Source organism: Persicobacter diffluens (assembly GCF_036244895.1).
Lineage (GTDB): Bacteria > Bacteroidota > Bacteroidia > Cytophagales > Cyclobacteriaceae > Persicobacter > Persicobacter diffluens.
The window spans coordinates 2,693,488-2,709,603 of the sequence record NZ_BQKE01000001.1; the positions used below are offsets into that span (position 1 = coordinate 2,693,488).

Consider the following 16,116-nt stretch of genomic DNA (forward strand, 5'->3'; position numbering starts at 1 on the left):
CCAGCAATAGCGTTATATATGTCTGTTTAAAATAATTCTGGTCTTTCACTACACAATAAACTAATGCATTATTCTTGTCCCTGGTTCACCACAAAAATCAATCCTAAGCAACAAGGCCGTCAAGGTTGAATACCATCTTCTAAACAATTAGTTTTAGAATTTGCTTGATTATCATCCCCACGCCTCTAAACCTGGAAATCAATGATAAAACAATCTATTAAGTGATTTGATTTTTTTTCTTCTTTGTGGAAAATCCCCGGACATAAAAAAAGCCTAACATTAAAATGAAGGCTAACAAAAGTAATATATTATCGTGTATTAAACTCTTTCTAAAACTCTATTTTTAGGGGAATAAGCGGAAGTTTGTTTTTTAAATCCCCAAAAGCTCCTGGACTTATAATCCGGTATCATTGCATATTTACCGTCCCCCAAAAGGAAAATCCCTAAAAAGCCCAAAAAATAAAGGATAGCCTTTTCTTTTTGAGCAAAAGGGTCTTCGGCATGCACCAAAAATGCTGCCACCAACATGGTGATCATCGGCGGGATACTAAAAATGCGACTTTTAACGCCAATAATAATCAATAGAGGACAGACCATTTCCGCGAAAATGGCGAGCAAAAGGGAAAGCACACTTCCTAAGCCTAAAAAGTTGAAAAATTCCACCTGATTACCTTTCGCCATCCATAAATCCAATTTAGAAACTCCATGTACCATCATCATACAACCAAAGGCTATACGGAAAAAAAGTCGGGCTGAGAAAGAGTAAAATCTAGCGTTCATATTGAATTTGTTTTCATCTTATTCAAAGATAGAATAAAAATCAAATTACAAAAAGAACATCGAAAGTCAGCATAGTACCATTTATCAATACTATTATCGACAAATGAAGTCTAAAATGTACCTCATAAAAAAACCAGACCCTTTAACTCCCTATTGACCGAATTACCCCTTAATGCGCCATGTAAGTTTTACTTCAAAAAACAAAAAAGCCGCTCTCCTTCGAAAGCGGCCCTCCTTTTTAATATTTGGAGCGATTAGTGTTTGAAATGACGTACACCAGTCATCAACATCGCCATGTCATGCTCGTCGCAGAACTCTACAGAATCCTTATCGCGAACAGAACCACCTGGTTGAATTACCGCTTTAATTCCTTCTTTATGTGCAATCTCTACACAGTCATTGAATGGGAAGAATGCATCTGAAGCCAAAACAGCCTTGGATAGATCAAAATTGAAAGATTTTGCCTTCTCAATCGCCTGACGTAATGCATCCACTCTGGAAGTCTGCCCAACACCTGTTGCGAACAATTGCCCTTCCGCGGCTAAAACAATCGCATTTGACTTGGTATGCTTACATACCTTAGAAGCAAACAATAAAGCGCTCTTTTCTTCCGCCGTTACATCACGCTTGGTAGAAAGGGTCAAATCGGCCTCGGCATCAGTTTTCAAATCACGATCCTGAACAATCGCACCGTTCAGACAGCTTTTGAACATTTTTGTAGTGGACAAGCCCTGCTTTTGAACCAAAAGGATACGATTTTTCTTTGACTTCAGCAATTCCAAAGCCTCTGCATCATATTCAGGCGCAATCAAAACCTCACAGAATAGCTTGTTGATTTCTTCTGCAGCAGCCAAATCTACCTTACCATTAGTACAAAGCACACCACCAAAAGCAGAAATAGTATCTGCCTCAAAAGCTTTCAAATAAGCCTCTTTTACGGAAGCGGCAGTAGCGCATCCACAGGCATTGGTATGCTTCAAAATCGCGAAAGCAGTTTCCCCTTTGAATTCCTCTACCAAAGAAACGGCTGCATCAATGTCTACCAGATTATTGTAAGAAATTTCCTTACCATGCAACTGCTCAAACATCTCATCAAATTTCCCGAAGAACTCTCCTTTTTGATGTGGATTTTCCCCATAACGCAAGGTGCGGCCACCATTTTCACTCACGCGGAAAGCCGGAAGCGCTTCTTCCTGATTGAAATAGCTGAAGATAGCCGAATCATAATGAGAGGAAACCCCAAAAGCATGTGCTGCAAAACGACGACGGTCCTCCAAAGTAGTACCCCCTTCTTTTGCTGCCAACACTTGCTCCAACTCCCCGTACTGCTCACGAGAAGCGACAATAGTTACATCTTTAAAATTCTTTGCCGCTGCACGGATCAAAGAAATTCCACCGATATCGATTTTCTCAATAATTGCTTGAGCCTCTGCTCCGGAAGCGACCGTTTCCTCGAATGGGTAAAGGTCTACAATCACCAAATCAATCTCCGGAATATCGAACTCTGAAATTTGAGCCTGATCCGTTTCGTTATCACGACGATTCAGGATACCACCGAAAATTTTTGGGTGAAGCGTCTTCACACGGCCTCCTAAAATTGAAGGATAGCTTGTTAAATCCTCCACCGGAATCACTTCAGCGCCCTGCTCTTCAATAAATTTTTGAGTCCCACCAGTTGAGTAAATGGTTACTCCATTATCTTTCAATAATTTAATGATTGGCTCAAGGTTATCCTTGTAAAATACTGAAATCAGTGCTGATTTGATCTTTTTTACAGACATCGGAATTGGTATTTAGATATTTATAAAATATGGGAATTAATTTGATCATGTTCTCCAATGAAAACAATGGCAAGAGAACAAAAAAAGCCCCTGAAAATCAAGGGCTTTAGTTTATATTTTTTCCACCACCTGCTGAATCACAGCCGGGAAGTGCTTATACTCAAGTGCGTGAATTTTTTGCGCGACATCTTCTGCAGAATCTTCCGGGCTCACCTTTGTGGTAGCCTGAAAAATTACCTGCCCTTCATCATATTGCGCATTCACATAGTGAATGGTGATGCCGGACTCGCACTCTCCCGCCTCTACTACGGCCTGGTGCACATTCATTCCATACATCCCTTTCCCCCCAAACTTCGGCAGCAAGGCAGGATGAATATTAATGATTCTATCCGGGAATGCTTCCACCAAATTTTCAGGAACCAGCCATAAAAAGCCCGCTAACACTATAAAGTCTATTTCATTATCCTGCAACACTTTTAATACCTCTCCGGATTTGAACTCCGGACGCGTAAAAACATGAGAAGGAATATTCAGATTTTTCGCCCGCGTCAAGCAATAGGCCTCGGGCTTATTACACAGCAAGAGACTCACCTCAATTTCTGAATGAGATTGAAAATGCTCAACTATTTTTTGCGCATTACTTCCACTACCGGAAGCAAAAATGGCAATCTTTTTCATAGGGAAAAGGGAATGGCCAGATGAAAGTTAAGGTAAAAAATGCCCAAACATGCATTTAAAGCGAAATTAGGGCGATTTTGAATCCTAAAAAGGAAGATTTGAGACGTCTCCCGATTTTGGAAGCACAAATTTGACCCTTTTTTCTAAAAAAGCCAAGAAAAATGAATCCGAATCTAAGCGCGAGTTAAAAGCACACCAGCCAGCTGCAAGTTCCAATTATTGGAAGCGATTTTGAATGATTGCTCAACAATAGCGATGCTATTCTCTCAAAATAATCCTTTATCGTTTCTGCAATAATCAAATTTTCGCTGCGAATTTTGGGTTTTAAACACGCTCAAAACCCGAATTAATATCTGGAAAATCCGGATTAAAAGGGATAACCAATACCAATGTTCAATAGAACCTGACTTGCCGGATTCACTGCTAATCGGAAATCACTCCACCTCAAATCTGGTAGCACAAAATATTTCCCATCCGGTCGGGCCGGATCAAAAGCCCTTACCCCCACATCAAAACGAATCAACATGAAATCAAAGTCCAGGCGCAGACCAGCCCCTACGGTCACTCCAAGCTGCCCCAGAAAGCTTTCGAATTCAAATTTACCCGCAATATTCCGATCATTTTCAGGTGGTAACTCCGTTCCATCAACAGGCGGCCCATCTTCTATACCGCTTTCTCCTCCCTGATTAAAACCCAGCGTCCAGACGTTCCCCACATCCACAAACAAGGCGCCTTCAAAAAACCCAAATAGTTTCTGGCGGTATTCAAAATTTGTTTCGATGATCATTTCTCCGGGCTGGTCATAATTGGTTCCTGCCGGAGCCACGAAATATCCGGGTCCTAAACGCCTCGGCACCCAACCCCGGTTAGAACTAGAGCCCCCGGCAAAGAAATACCGCTCTGAAGGCAACTGTTTATTTTTCCCGTAGGCGATGGCCATCCCGTAATTTAATCGATAGGCAAAGCGAGCCGTTTTGCTATCATTCAGGGTAACATATTTCCTAAAATCAAAAGAATATTTAAAATATCGATAGGACTGTAAATTATTACGTTCGTAAACTGACTGCAACAAATCGCCGATAATAGCGCCTCCGCTTTCAGCGAAAACCTGCAAATAGGCTCCCCGATCCGGATTTTGTAAATCCCGATTAAAATTAAAAATTCCCCGAAAACTCATGGCTGTCACCACAGAGGGCAAATAGGAGTTAATCAGGTTATTTCCCTGCCGAGCCAATTCCTCCAAGTCCTTCCTGAACTGCTCAGAGAGTCGAGAATTGATATAAGCCCCTTCAAAAGGGGTGAAAATATACTGATGACCTTTTTTGGAACGCCAGATATAATCAAAAGTGGTATTTACATTAGACTTAAAATAATCCGGACGATCAATCGTACCATAACCCAAAGTCAGCTTTGTTTTAGGGTTCAATTGCCCGAGCTCCAGCCGCTTTTTCTCACTTAAAGGGAAAAGGAACTGAGGAAAGGTCAGGGATAAATTAGCCCGCCACTGCTGACTGACATCTATTCGGGATATCCCCTCCGAATTCAAAGTTTGCACCCCTTCCATGGCATATCCGCCGGAAAGTTCTAAAATTTCTAAACCTCTGAAGGTATTTCTATTTTTGACCCCCAAATTAAAAATAGGCCCCGGAATACCCTGGGTCACGTTAAGCCCCGCCTCGTAGCTGGTTTGATATTTTTCCAGTGGAGAAGTAAAAATATGCGCGACCATTTTCCCTCCCGTGGTATCGTAATTTACGTTCACAAAGCGGAACATGTCCAGGTTAGCCAATTGTCGTTGCGTTTGCAAGGTCTTGGTTTTAGAGTAAGGCTCCCCTGGTCGGATAAAAACCCGACGAGACAACACCTTCTCGGACATCTTATGATCCTCTGAACTGAAGACTATTCCACTCACTTCTTGTTCTGTTCGGGCTTTTTCTAAACCGGAAACAGAAGCATCAGTAGTAAAGGTGACGGAATCAAGGGTGAATAACTGATGAACATTCTCATCGGTGGGGTTACTAATGATCGTTTCCACCGAAAAAAATCCCGGATGATTCAAAGTATCTACTTTGAAACTCACATATTCTTTACTGAATTCATAATACCCCTCATCTTTCATGAGCGCATCAATGCGGTCTCTTTCCTTACTCAGTGTATTTTGAGAATACACCATCCCCTTCTTCAGCAAGCTGTTGGGCAAGTCCGCTAATAGAATATGATAGATATCTTCATCCGTGGTGGTCAGGGAAGCGGTATCCATTAAATGCGGATTGGATTCTTTCACGCGATAGGTCACCCGCGCCAATTTCTCGAAATACCCTACTTCATAGTTAACCGTAGATGAAAAATACCCCCGGGCACGATAAAGTGCCTCCATTGAGGCCGCTGAGGCCTCCACCTTGGCGCTATCGAAAATGGCCAATGGTTCTCCATTTCGCATCCAGAAGTTCCCTTCTTTTATTTTGGTCTCCTTCTTTTCTACCTTGGAGCGCTTCTTTTCCAACAGTTTGTTGTATTTTCGCGAATCAACCGGATACTGTTTTAACTTACGATCATACTTTGCTTCGACCGCCAAAAGTTCTTGCTGATATTTAGCAGAATCATATCGGCCTAAGCCATGTTGATACATGGAAACGTAATAGTTTACAGGCAAAAATAAGGTCCTGCTGTTGGGTTTCGCCTTGGTCCACTTTAACAGTTCCTCCTCTTTAATGGCACTATTGCCCTTCACCTGATGACGGTTTAAGACATATTGCCCATCCTTCAAAAAACGGGTAGTGGTGCAACCGGAAATCAACAAAGGAAGCAGGCTAATAGCGATGAGGTATATATAAAAATGCTTTCGCAAATGAATAACGAATTATATGATGTATAAGGAACTATCCAAAAGAGTTTCAAAATTGATCAAATCCCTTCAAATAAAAAAGTACAGGAAACAAGAACAGCTATTTTTTGTTGAGGGAGCGAAAAATACTTCAGAAATTCTTACTAATGGATACGAGGTGCAGCTGGTAGTCGGCACAGCATCCTTTTTAAAAGGTATAAAGGATTTGCTTGAAAACCACCCGCGCTGTGAAATATTTGTCGCTGACGAACAACAACTATCCGCATTGGGCACTTTTGCCACTAACAATGCAGGTATTGCAGTTGCCCGGCAAAACATCAGTGCAAATATTACTTTAGCGCAAGATGAATTTGCACTGGTGCTGGATGACGTTCGCGATCCTGGCAACCTGGGTACGATTATCCGCATAGCAGACTGGTATGGCATCAAAAAAATCATTGCTTCCCCAAATACAGCGGACTTCTACAACCCCAAGGTTTTAAATGCGTCTATGGGTTCTTTTGCTCGGGTGGAATTCCAATACACTGACCTGGTACCCTATCTTCAACATCAAAGTCTGCCCGTATACGGTGCCCTTCTTGAAGGAGATAACATCTACCACGAAAACTTTGATCAGGGTGGCTTTATCATTATGGGAAATGAATCTGTCGGTATTTCTGAGGCCGTAAAACCGTTGATCAGCCATAAAATCCACATTCCAAGAGTGGGAGGAGCTGAATCCCTAAACGTTGCTATCGCCACTGCCGTCATTTGCGACAACATCCGACGTCCCCGATGAGGAGGGCTTTTCCATAAAAAATAAGGAGCTCTTACTCGCTTCATCGGCCATTTGGTCAGCGGCATCCTTGCCCAGATATTGGTCGATGAAGTGATGGGCAACATACAGCACAGGCGTCAATACCACGGCCACAACAAATTTGTAAATGTAATTGATGATCCCCACCGCAATTACCAACTCCCAGGTCCAGTTCCCAAAAACAAAAAAGGCGATCCACAAAACCACAAAAGAGTCTACAAACTGAGACACCAGGGTGGAGCCGGTTGCCCGCAACCAAATTTTATCCGGGCCGGTAAATCGTCTCAACTTTTGAAATACATACACATCCAATAGCTGACCAATCAGAAAGGCCACCAGCGAACCGATAATAATCCCGAGGCCCTGTCGGAAAATGGTTTGAAAAGCATAATTAATATTGAAGGGATTCCCTTCCGCATCCTGCCCGTTGACTTCCAGCCAAAAACCCGCAGGAGGCAGATGGGTCACTCCGAAAATCACTAAAAATGCATAGGCGATCAGGCCTGCTGTTAAAAAACTAATTTTCCGCACCCCGGCTTTGCCATAGTATTCATTAATGACGTCTGTGGTAAGAAAGACGATTGGCCACAAAACAGCTCCGGCTGTCAAATTAAAATCCAATGCCAGGTCTCCAAAAAGTGGAATCTGAGCAGGCTGCAACCCCATCATGGCTTCGGCTGAGAATATTTTCACCCCGATTAACTCCGCCAAAATAGCATTGGTAATAAAAATTCCGCCAAGGAGAATAAACAGATTGGTTTTCTTTTTTGTAAGGGTGGTGGTCATATAGCAGTAGGTTGTAGATTGGAAAGGACTCCTTTATTGCGTTTTTTCAGAATCCAAAATAAACCTACAAAAGAGCATTGATAAAAACCAATCCGGGAATTTCTTTCACAAAATAGCTCGGAGCATTAATTTCCCTTCGGTGTGTTTTTAAAACCCTTATTTCCTCAGGTAAATTTTGGTCCCCTCTACCCCTAATAGGGTGTTTTTGAAAATAGTTTCCGCCTCTTTCAATAAGGGTTCTAATTCTTTATAGCGCACTGAAAAATGACCAATCACTAATTGCTTCACCCCTGCCTGAGCAGCCAACAAAGCCGCCTCCTTAGTAGTGGAGTGAAAGGTATCCTTGGCCCTGTTTTTCAGATCATCCATAAAAGTGGCCTCATGGTATAATAAATTGACTCCTTTGATTTGTTCCAAAAAAGACTGGGTATAACGGGTATCGGAACAATAAGCATAACTATAGGAAGGTAAAGGATCATGGGTATAGTCCAAATTACTGAGTATTCGATTTTTATATATCGTATCTTTCCCTTTCTTTAAATCAGCAATATTCTCCAGACTCAGATCATAGGGCATCTTGGATTTATTAATCCGGCGCTCCCTTCGTTTCTCCCTTATCAGAAAGCCGGTACAATGAATCCCATGTTCCAATGGAATACTCTCCACCTGCAGTTTATTATTTTCGAAAAGTATTTTCGGAGTATGGGGATCGGTAATATGAAAAACGATGCGAAAATTCAGAAAAGTCTGAGAAGCTTTTAACTGCACGGTAATCACTTCTGCTAATTCAGGAGGTCCATAGAGGTGCAATTCCCCTTTTTTCTTAAACAAATGCATGGTAGAGAGCAGACCAATTAATCCAAAATAATGGTCGCCGTGCATATGAGAAATAAAGATATGGGAGATTTTGGCCAGCTTAGCCCGGTATTTTAATAATTGTAATTGTGCTCCCTCCCCACAGTCTATCAAAAAATTATGATTATCTACTGTCACTAACTGACTCGAGTGAAATCGATTATGGGCGGGGGCTGCGGCATTTGAGCCCAAAACTAAAACGCGAAAAGCCAAAAGCAGAAGCAGTTAAAAGAAAAGGAAGCAATCTATTGCTTCCTTCTCTACGAATTATGAGAAATGATTACTTATTCGGAAGTGGAATTCAGATCGCGCTCTATTTCATTGAAAAAAACGGCATCAATTGCTTCCTGAACGGTAGGAAAAATTTCCAAAACACTATCAAGTTGAGAAATCTTAACCAATTTTTTCACATGATCATTAAGACAAGCCAATGCAAATACCCCACCTTCATCTTTAAAGAGTCGATTCCCCACTAACAGAGAGCTCAATCCTGAAGAATCCACATATTTAACATCACTGAGATCGAGAATAATATTCTGAACCCCTTCGGCATGTAATGTTATGACCTCTGTTTTTAAAACCGGAGAAAGACGCGAATCCAACTTCTCTTCATCCAAATGAATCAAAGAATATTTTTCCTCCTTACTTATAGAATATTTCATAATAACCGATTGCGTTAAAAAAAGGAAACTGAGTAATAAATATATAAAAAATCAGCCACCTTTATGTAAAAATTAATGCTTTATTCGGTCCTTAAAGCACTGAATTGATGTTGGTTTCCATTTGTTTTTCAACATTTTCCAGGTTAGTTTTTTCAAATTTCTCCCCGGTCACCTGTTCAAATAACTCAATATATCGATTCGAAATATTGGAAATCACCTCCTCAGTCATCTCAGGAACCTGCTGGCCTTCTTTTCCCTGAAAACCGTTTTCAATTAACCATTGACGTACAAACTCCTTAGAAAGTTGCTTTTGCTTCTCTCCTTTTTGCTGACGGTCCTCGTACCCTTCCGCATAAAAATAACGTGAAGAGTCCGGTGTATGAACTTCATCAATCAGATAGATTTTTCCATTATGGCTTCCAAACTCATATTTAGTATCCACCAAAATCAAACCGCGTTCTTTGGCCATCTCAGTTCCTTTCGCAAATAATGCTAAGGAATATTTTTCCAGTTGCAGGTATTCGGCTTCGGAAACAATGCCCTGAGCTAAAATTTCTTCCCGAGAGATATCCTCATCATGTCCCTCATAAGCCTTAGTGGTTGGCGTAATGATCGGGTGTGGAAGTTTATCATTTTCCTTTAAGCCTTCGGGCAAAGCCACGCCACACAATTCACGCTTGCCTTCCCGGTACTCTCTCCAGGCATGTCCGGCTAAATAACCACGAACGACCATTTCCACCGGATAAGTTTTACAATGCAAGCCAAAGGAAACGCGCGGATCCGGGGTGGACTCCAACCAGTTGGGGACAATCTCCTGAGTAGCAGCCAAAAATTTTGCTGCAATTTGATTCAACACCTGCCCTTTGAACGGAATCGCCTCCGGTAGGATAACATCAAATGCGGAGATTCTATCAGAAGCCACTACGGCAATTTTTTCTCCGAAATAATAAACGTCACGAACTTTTCCTCTGTAAAAATCCGTTTGACCATCAAATTTGAAATTGGTTTCTTTTATTGCTGCTGCCATGACACAAAAATAATTAACCCTTCGGGAATGCGTTGAAAAATCAGGCTTTTTTTACAAATGAAAACACAATGTTGCCAATACCAGGATTAATCCAACCCTTTCTCGCTCACCAATTGGCCTTTTTCATAAGTTTCCACCTTCTTTAGGCTACCTCTGCGATTGTAGTACTTCCACTCTCCATACCGTACATCACCCCCGTACTGCCCTTCCCATTCTACTATTCCATTACGATGATAGGTAAAATACTTGCCATGTTTTTTCCCTCTGGAATAATTCGCCACGACGGTTAACTTTCCCGATGGAGAATATTCTTTGACAATGCCGGTCAAATTACCATGCGCATACTGTGCTTCTCGCTCCAGGTTGCCATTCGGATAATACAGGCGAACCATGCCATGAATACTTCCCTTATCATGCGGACGACTTTCTCTTAGCTGACCGTTTTGGGTATAGTAAAATTTCCAAACATCCACCGGTTGCTCATTATACCAGTGCTTTTCGGCCATTAAGGCTCCATTAATATCATATTCGCTCGATAATCGATCCTGCCCCTTATCTGACACAACAATCTTTTCCTGCAATTCTCCTGTTGGAAAATAGACCAGGTTTTCTCCGGAAAGTACGTTTTTATTATAATTAAATTTCTGCCAGAGCGCTCCATCCTCATAATAACTCAGGACTTCGCCCTCCAGCCTTCCGTTTTTATATGCACCCGTTCGGCGCAACTGACCGGACTGGTAATAATCCTTAAAAACACCTGATTTTTTACCCTTCAAATGCTGATACTCCGTTTCCACCCCTCCTTCTTCATAAAAAGTACGATAGGAACCCGAAACATAACCGTTTACAAAAGTGGCCTCCGTTTCCGGCTTACCATTAGGGTAAAAGGTAATGGTCAGTCCATTGGGCTTACCATCTTTATAAGTCACCTCTTTTTTAGGCTTCCCATTATCGTAATAATCTGTCACTTTCCCTTCAGGCTTACCGCCACTCAATCCCGTCTGATTTCGAATACGCCCATCCGCATAATAAGAAGTTACCTGATCCGATAAAGTATCTCCGGCAAATTTAGCTTCCTGAATAAGGGTGCCCTGCTCATTATATACTTTTACAAAACCCTCTTTTAAACCATTCTCAAAAGGAATTTCGCGCATAATATTGCCATCCGGATAGAAATCCACGAACAGGCCTTCTCTTTTACCATCATTGAACTCCCCCTTAGAGGCCAGCTGCCCATTCGGATGAAAAGATTTAAAAGTGCCCTGAATTCTACTGCTATCCTGATGAATAATTTGATAACGTGCTTTAACCTGGGTAAAGGCAGAATCATGATAAAAAACCACCTCAGAGAGGCTATCCAAGGATTGTCCGTTTGCTCCAAATGCACCGCACAGAAAAATTGAATAAAAAAGTAACTTAAACTTCATGCTGTAAATTTAAGATAAGAGTTTATGGATACATCATCTTCCATAGCCAATTTTAGGGTTGGAAAAGAGAATAATAAAAAAACCAGCCTGGAATTATTGAAATTTCCGCAAAAAAAGTCCTGCCTTCCATCGCCAAATAAGCCGGCATCCAACATGACATTTACCCAAATATCAAAAAATCAGCACACAAACACCCTAATAATCCAATGTCATATAGACATAATTGATATTTAAATCAAATTACCTGATAACAATCATAAAACAACATAAAACGCATCAACCTTCAATCCATTCCCCTTCCCTACATTTGTATTGTTGTCAGTGGTCAACATCTTAGATGTTCGCATCATGTGACATTAAGTGGTTATTGTTTGTTTTATGGTTTTGTAATAAAGGAGTTGGGTTCTCCTTTATTGAGAATTTGTTTGATTGTTGATTGGATTCCCGGCTTTAATTAAGGCCGGGAGTTTTTCTTCTCAAACTACCACTTTAAAATGCATTAAATTCTGACTAGTTCAGGTTTATATATTCAAATTGGTTTTTGACCAGTTTGTGGTTATTGTTTGTTTTAGGGTTTTGGAAAGGTGTAGAGGTACATCTTTCGGGTTTTAGTTTGATTGTTGATAAGCCTTTTGATGGAGACATCGAAAGGCTTTTTCTTTTTTCAGGAAATCATCAGCCTAAGATGTTTAAACACCGAATCAAAATAATCCTAAAAACCACAAACCCCACTTATAGTATTAGCCTTATTTTTACACAAAAAAACATCCGTTAAAATGGTAATCAACAATATTTTAAGTCGACACAGCTAAGAATCCACCTATTTTTATTCTTTTTTTAACATCCCTATTTTATTGAAATGGCACAAATATTGGATAGTTCAGTCGAACGAATATTTATCCAATGAAAAAACCATTATTTATCGCGCTTTTACTCCCTTTATTTTATTGTGGGATGGCATCAGCACAAGAAGCTGAGGTGCAGGAGGAAGAAATCATTTATTTCGAAGAAGAAGAAAAAGAAAGTAAAAATGCTTTGGCGAATGTATTTAAGCGCAGACATAATGGTTATATCTTAATGCAAAGTAGCTTCAATGTGAACAATGGCCCTGGCTTTGCCCAAGGCAGTAATTTTTCCATTAACCAGTTAAGGGTTCAATTAACAGGAGAAATTTTACCAGGATTGGAGTATGACGTCAGACAAAGACTCAACAGCAACAGTGTAGCGGAGGAAATCGATAACACCTCCCTGGCTACTGACTGGGCATATTTAACTTATACTTTCAAAAATAATGTATTCATCACCTTTGGTAAACAATGGGCTGCCTATGGTGGATATGAATTTGACGCCACCCCTACTGATATTTATGAATACTCTCAAATTCTGAACTGGAAAGAAGCATTCTTAACGGGTGTGAATGTAGGATACAGATGGCAGGCACAGGAGGTGAATTTCCAGGTTACCAACGCACACACTGAAAGCATTGAGAGTTTTTATGGAGAGTTACCGGAGGATTTCATCGCGGCCGAAAACCCAATGAATTATGCCTTCAACTGGAATGGTGATTTATTAAAAGGCTTATTCAGCACCAGGTGGTCATATGCTGTGACAAACGAAGGAAAAGAAGAGTACACCAAATATTTGGCTTTGGGTACGAAGTTCAATCAACCCAAATGGCAGATTACGGTTGATTACCATAACTCCAAAGAAGATATCGACAGAACGGGCTTTGCGACTTCCATCGTCAGAGACATGAATGATGGCGAACATGCCGCTTTGAGAGACACCCATTACAAGTCCACCCTGGCCAAAATTGACGTGCAGCCTCATAAAGGATGGAACCTTTTCTATCAATATTCACATGAAGATGTGTTTGCGCACGATACTTCATTGGGAGAAAATGCGGGTTGGTTAGAAACGGCAAACAGACACTATTTCGGCGTAGAATACCAACCATTTGAGGAACAGCCATTGAAACTATTCTGCACTTACTGGTCCAATACGGAAAAATACAATGACTACTTTGAAACCAGCCAAATCAACAACAACCGGATGATGATTGGTTTCCAATACAAATGGCAGTTTTATTAAGCCGGATATTGAATAGCAGAGCCGAAATTTTCATGCTTAAACCCTCGTTTAGCTGCAGGGCGGGAAAAATGAAGAAATAGTCCCTGTTTCGTGTTTTTTCCCAAAAAAGCAGCTGAACGAGGATTTAGCAGGAATAATCCGGGCTAATTTATCTCCCTAAAAAAATTCATAATTTTTTTAAGCTTCCGCTCTTATCTAATCCAATTTTCCCCGCTTTTATTACATCTATTCAAAGGATCAGGATTTTTATTGCAAATATCCATTTCCTGCCAAATTAACGCCATTTGGCACATAGGAAATCGATATAAATCCCTTTACATTTGACCGGAAAAAAAACACAAATTCCTGAAATACGCACTGAAATGGAATACAGAGTAGAACATGATCTGTTGGGTGACAAGAACGTACCTGCAGATGCTTATTATGGCATTCAAACCTTACGCGCGATTGAGAACTTTAACATCTCCGGCGTAAAAGCCAATATGTTCCCTTTATATATCAAGGCATTAGCAGCCGTTAAAATGGCGGCAGCCAAAGCCAATTATAATTTAGGTTTACTACCCAAAAACATCAAGGAAGGGATTGTGGCAGCCTGTGAGGAAATCATGGATGGTCAGCACAATGATGAATTCCCGATTGACCTGATTCAGGGGGGAGCCGGAACCTCCACCAATATGAACATCAATGAGGTGGTGGCCAACCGTGCGCTGGAAATCATGGGACACCAAAAGGGGGAGTACGAGTATTGCCATCCGAACAACCATGTGAATATGGCGCAATCCACCAATGATGCCTTCCCTACTTCCATCAACATTGCCCTTTCCTGGATGAATGAGGAGTTGGTGAAGGAACTGAAATGCATGGTGGCTTCTTTCCGTCAGAAAGGAGAGGAATTCAAGCACATCATCAAAATGGGCCGCACCCAGCTTCAGGATGCCGTTCCGATGACGCTTGGTCAGGAATTTGAGGCTTTTGCTGCCACATTAGAGGAAGAGATTGACCGCCTGAATACCAATGCGAATCTATTCCATGAAATCAACATGGGCGCTACTGCTATTGGTACCGGTATAAATGCCGATCCGGAATATCCGGCAAAGGTCACCAAGCATTTGAGAGATATCACCGGACTTGCTTTGGTAAAAGCCTCCAACTTTATTGAAGCCACACCAGATACCGGAGCTTTTGTAATTTACTCCGGAACCATTAAGCGTTTGGGTGTAAAGCTATCGAAAATCTGTAATGATTTGAGATTACTTTCTTCCGGACCAAGAACCGGCCTAAATGAAATCAACCTTCCGCCGATGCAGCCTGGCTCTTCGATTATGCCGGGAAAAGTGAACCCGGTAATTCCGGAGGTAGTCAACCAAATCTGTTTCATTGTCTTTGGAAATGACCTGACCATCACCTTTGCCGCTGAGGCCGGCCAATTACAGTTGAATGTGATGGAGCCTGTGATTGTCAGAAGCCTTTTCGAAAACATCCAGATGTTGCGCAGGGGAATGAAGTCGTTGCGCGTTAATTGTGTAGATGACATCACCGCCAATGAAGACCACTGTAGAGATATGGTACTGAATTCCATTGGTATTGTAACCGCACTGAACCCGATTTTGGGTTATGAAATTTCTTCGGCTTTAGCCAAAGAAGCTTTAGCTACCAATGGCAGCATTTACCAAATGGTATTGGACAAAGAACTCATCCCGAAAGACGAGTTAGATCGTATTCTTTCGCCAGAGAATATGGTGACGCCACATAAGCTTGACCGTATCGGTAAAGAAAATAACGACAAATAAAAAAATCCTCGCTGCAGCAATGTAGCGGGGATTTTTTATAAATGCCAAAATATATCTTACTCAGGTAACTGTACCGGAACCGGCATGCTTTTCTTAAAGATATAACGGGTAATAAAAAGCCCTTTCCCATCTCCTTTTCCGGCATCAGATTCCACACCCGAAGTCACAAAAGCCAATTCCCAGCCCTCTTCCACCAAGGCATTGATCTTGGAAGAAATCACCATATCATTCGAGGCAATATTACTAAAATTGATCCCTGCAGCGGAATAAAAGTTCAACAGCTTTGTCTCCTCCAGTTCGGTAGTTTTCAAATCCTTGCGGGAAGTTTCATTCTTCTGTCCCTTTGATCGATCCGTAGTATAATTAGCATAATCTTTCTCTCCCTGCGCATCAATGATTCTGGAACGCCCAATCCCCATAGGCACGACAGACTCTACGGAGGTCACTACTTTGTATTGCGTTTGAGCAGATGACTCCAAAGAAAATACGGACATCAATCCCACCATCAAAATAAAAACGAAATACTTCATCTTTTTACAGTTTTTAGTTCGATGTATTTATTGAAATAATAATGCCAAAATGATTTCCACACCTACTC

Annotated in this window: 13 protein-coding genes; 3 read left to right on the forward strand and 10 right to left on the reverse strand. The window is 41.3% G+C overall.

The window, feature by feature from the left end; translation table 11 throughout:
* Positions 1 to 318: 318 nt before the first annotated feature.
* The 4 genes from AAA970_RS10925 to tamL form a co-directional block, all read right to left on the reverse strand.
* Positions 319 to 780 (reverse strand): DoxX family protein, encoded by a 462-nt coding sequence (locus AAA970_RS10925; protein ID WP_338237134.1) that lies wholly within the window; start codon positions 778 to 780, stop codon positions 319 to 321.
* A gap of 254 nt (positions 781 to 1,034) precedes the next feature.
* Positions 1,035 to 2,561, reverse strand: coding sequence for a bifunctional phosphoribosylaminoimidazolecarboxamide formyltransferase/IMP cyclohydrolase (gene purH / locus AAA970_RS10930; RefSeq protein WP_338237135.1), 1,527 nt, complete (start codon positions 2,559 to 2,561; stop codon positions 1,035 to 1,037).
* Positions 2,562 to 2,672: 111 nt separating this feature from the next.
* Positions 2,673 to 3,239: a phosphoribosylglycinamide formyltransferase gene (gene purN, locus AAA970_RS10935; protein WP_053405641.1), complete on the reverse strand. Its 567-nt coding sequence runs from the start codon at positions 3,237 to 3,239 to the stop codon at positions 2,673 to 2,675.
* A 367-nt stretch (positions 3,240 to 3,606) separates the two neighbouring features.
* Positions 3,607 to 6,087, reverse strand: coding sequence for a translocation and assembly module lipoprotein TamL (tamL, locus tag AAA970_RS10940; protein ID WP_338237136.1), 2,481 nt, complete (start codon positions 6,085 to 6,087; stop codon positions 3,607 to 3,609).
* Positions 6,088 to 6,103: 16 nt separating this feature from the next.
* Here tamL and AAA970_RS10945 point away from each other — a divergent pair, with 16 nt between their 5' ends.
* On the forward strand, positions 6,104 to 6,862 hold the full coding sequence (locus tag AAA970_RS10945) for an RNA methyltransferase (RefSeq protein WP_338237137.1): 759 nt from the start codon (positions 6,104 to 6,106) through the stop codon (positions 6,860 to 6,862).
* Here AAA970_RS10945 and AAA970_RS10950 read toward each other — a convergent pair.
* The 5 genes from AAA970_RS10950 to AAA970_RS10970 form a co-directional block, all read right to left on the reverse strand.
* Entirely contained in the window at positions 6,806 to 7,666 is an 861-nt protein-coding gene (locus tag AAA970_RS10950; protein WP_338237138.1) for a queuosine precursor transporter, read from the reverse strand. The two genes, AAA970_RS10945 and AAA970_RS10950, sit on opposite strands and share 57 nt — an antisense overlap.
* Before the next feature lie 156 nt (positions 7,667 to 7,822).
* Entirely contained in the window at positions 7,823 to 8,734 is a 912-nt protein-coding gene (locus AAA970_RS10955; protein ID WP_338237139.1) for a ribonuclease Z, read from the reverse strand.
* Between the two features lie 71 nt (positions 8,735 to 8,805).
* Positions 8,806 to 9,183, reverse strand: a complete 378-nt coding sequence (locus AAA970_RS10960) for an STAS domain-containing protein (RefSeq protein ID WP_053405645.1) — start codon at positions 9,181 to 9,183, stop codon at positions 8,806 to 8,808.
* 91 nt (positions 9,184 to 9,274) lie between these two features.
* Positions 9,275 to 10,210 (reverse strand): phosphoribosylaminoimidazolesuccinocarboxamide synthase, encoded by a 936-nt coding sequence (locus AAA970_RS10965; protein WP_053405646.1) that lies wholly within the window; start codon positions 10,208 to 10,210, stop codon positions 9,275 to 9,277.
* Between the two features lie 86 nt (positions 10,211 to 10,296).
* Positions 10,297 to 11,637, reverse strand: coding sequence for a toxin-antitoxin system YwqK family antitoxin (locus tag AAA970_RS10970; protein ID WP_338237140.1), 1,341 nt, complete (start codon positions 11,635 to 11,637; stop codon positions 10,297 to 10,299).
* Positions 11,638 to 12,540: 903 nt separating this feature from the next.
* Here AAA970_RS10970 and AAA970_RS10975 point away from each other — a divergent pair.
* Positions 12,541 to 13,728, forward strand: a complete 1,188-nt coding sequence (locus tag AAA970_RS10975) for a porin (protein WP_338237141.1) — start codon at positions 12,541 to 12,543, stop codon at positions 13,726 to 13,728.
* Between the two features lie 362 nt (positions 13,729 to 14,090).
* Positions 14,091 to 15,518, forward strand: a complete 1,428-nt coding sequence (gene aspA, locus AAA970_RS10980) for an aspartate ammonia-lyase (protein ID WP_338237142.1) — start codon at positions 14,091 to 14,093, stop codon at positions 15,516 to 15,518.
* A gap of 56 nt (positions 15,519 to 15,574) precedes the next feature.
* Here aspA and AAA970_RS10985 read toward each other — a convergent pair whose 3' ends face one another.
* Positions 15,575 to 16,048: a hypothetical protein gene (locus AAA970_RS10985; RefSeq protein ID WP_338237143.1), complete on the reverse strand. Its 474-nt coding sequence runs from the start codon at positions 16,046 to 16,048 to the stop codon at positions 15,575 to 15,577.
* Positions 16,049 to 16,116 lie beyond the last annotated feature (68 nt).

Excerpts from the sequence above, each read along its gene's own strand:
- AAA970_RS10965 (WP_053405646.1), bottom strand. The coding sequence starts at position 10,210 with ATGGCAGCAGCAATAAAAGAAACCAATTTCAAATTTGATGGTCAAACG.
- purH (WP_338237135.1), bottom strand. The coding sequence starts at position 2,561 with ATGTCTGTAAAAAAGATCAAATCAGCACTGATTTCAGTATTTTACAAG.
- AAA970_RS10985 (WP_338237143.1), bottom strand. The coding sequence starts at position 16,048 with ATGAAGTATTTCGTTTTTATTTTGATGGTGGGATTGATGTCCGTATTT.
- AAA970_RS10950 (WP_338237138.1), bottom strand. The coding sequence starts at position 7,666 with ATGACCACCACCCTTACAAAAAAGAAAACCAATCTGTTTATTCTCCTT.
- AAA970_RS10970 (WP_338237140.1), bottom strand. The coding sequence starts at position 11,637 with ATGAAGTTTAAGTTACTTTTTTATTCAATTTTTCTGTGCGGTGCATTT.
- AAA970_RS10960 (WP_053405645.1), bottom strand. The coding sequence starts at position 9,183 with ATGAAATATTCTATAAGTAAGGAGGAAAAATATTCTTTGATTCATTTG.
- aspA (WP_338237142.1), top strand. The coding sequence starts at position 14,091 with ATGGAATACAGAGTAGAACATGATCTGTTGGGTGACAAGAACGTACCT.
- purN (WP_053405641.1), bottom strand. The coding sequence starts at position 3,239 with ATGAAAAAGATTGCCATTTTTGCTTCCGGTAGTGGAAGTAATGCGCAA.
- AAA970_RS10975 (WP_338237141.1), top strand. The coding sequence starts at position 12,541 with ATGAAAAAACCATTATTTATCGCGCTTTTACTCCCTTTATTTTATTGT.
- AAA970_RS10945 (WP_338237137.1), top strand. The coding sequence starts at position 6,104 with ATGATGTATAAGGAACTATCCAAAAGAGTTTCAAAATTGATCAAATCC.
- AAA970_RS10925 (WP_338237134.1), bottom strand. The coding sequence starts at position 780 with ATGAACGCTAGATTTTACTCTTTCTCAGCCCGACTTTTTTTCCGTATA.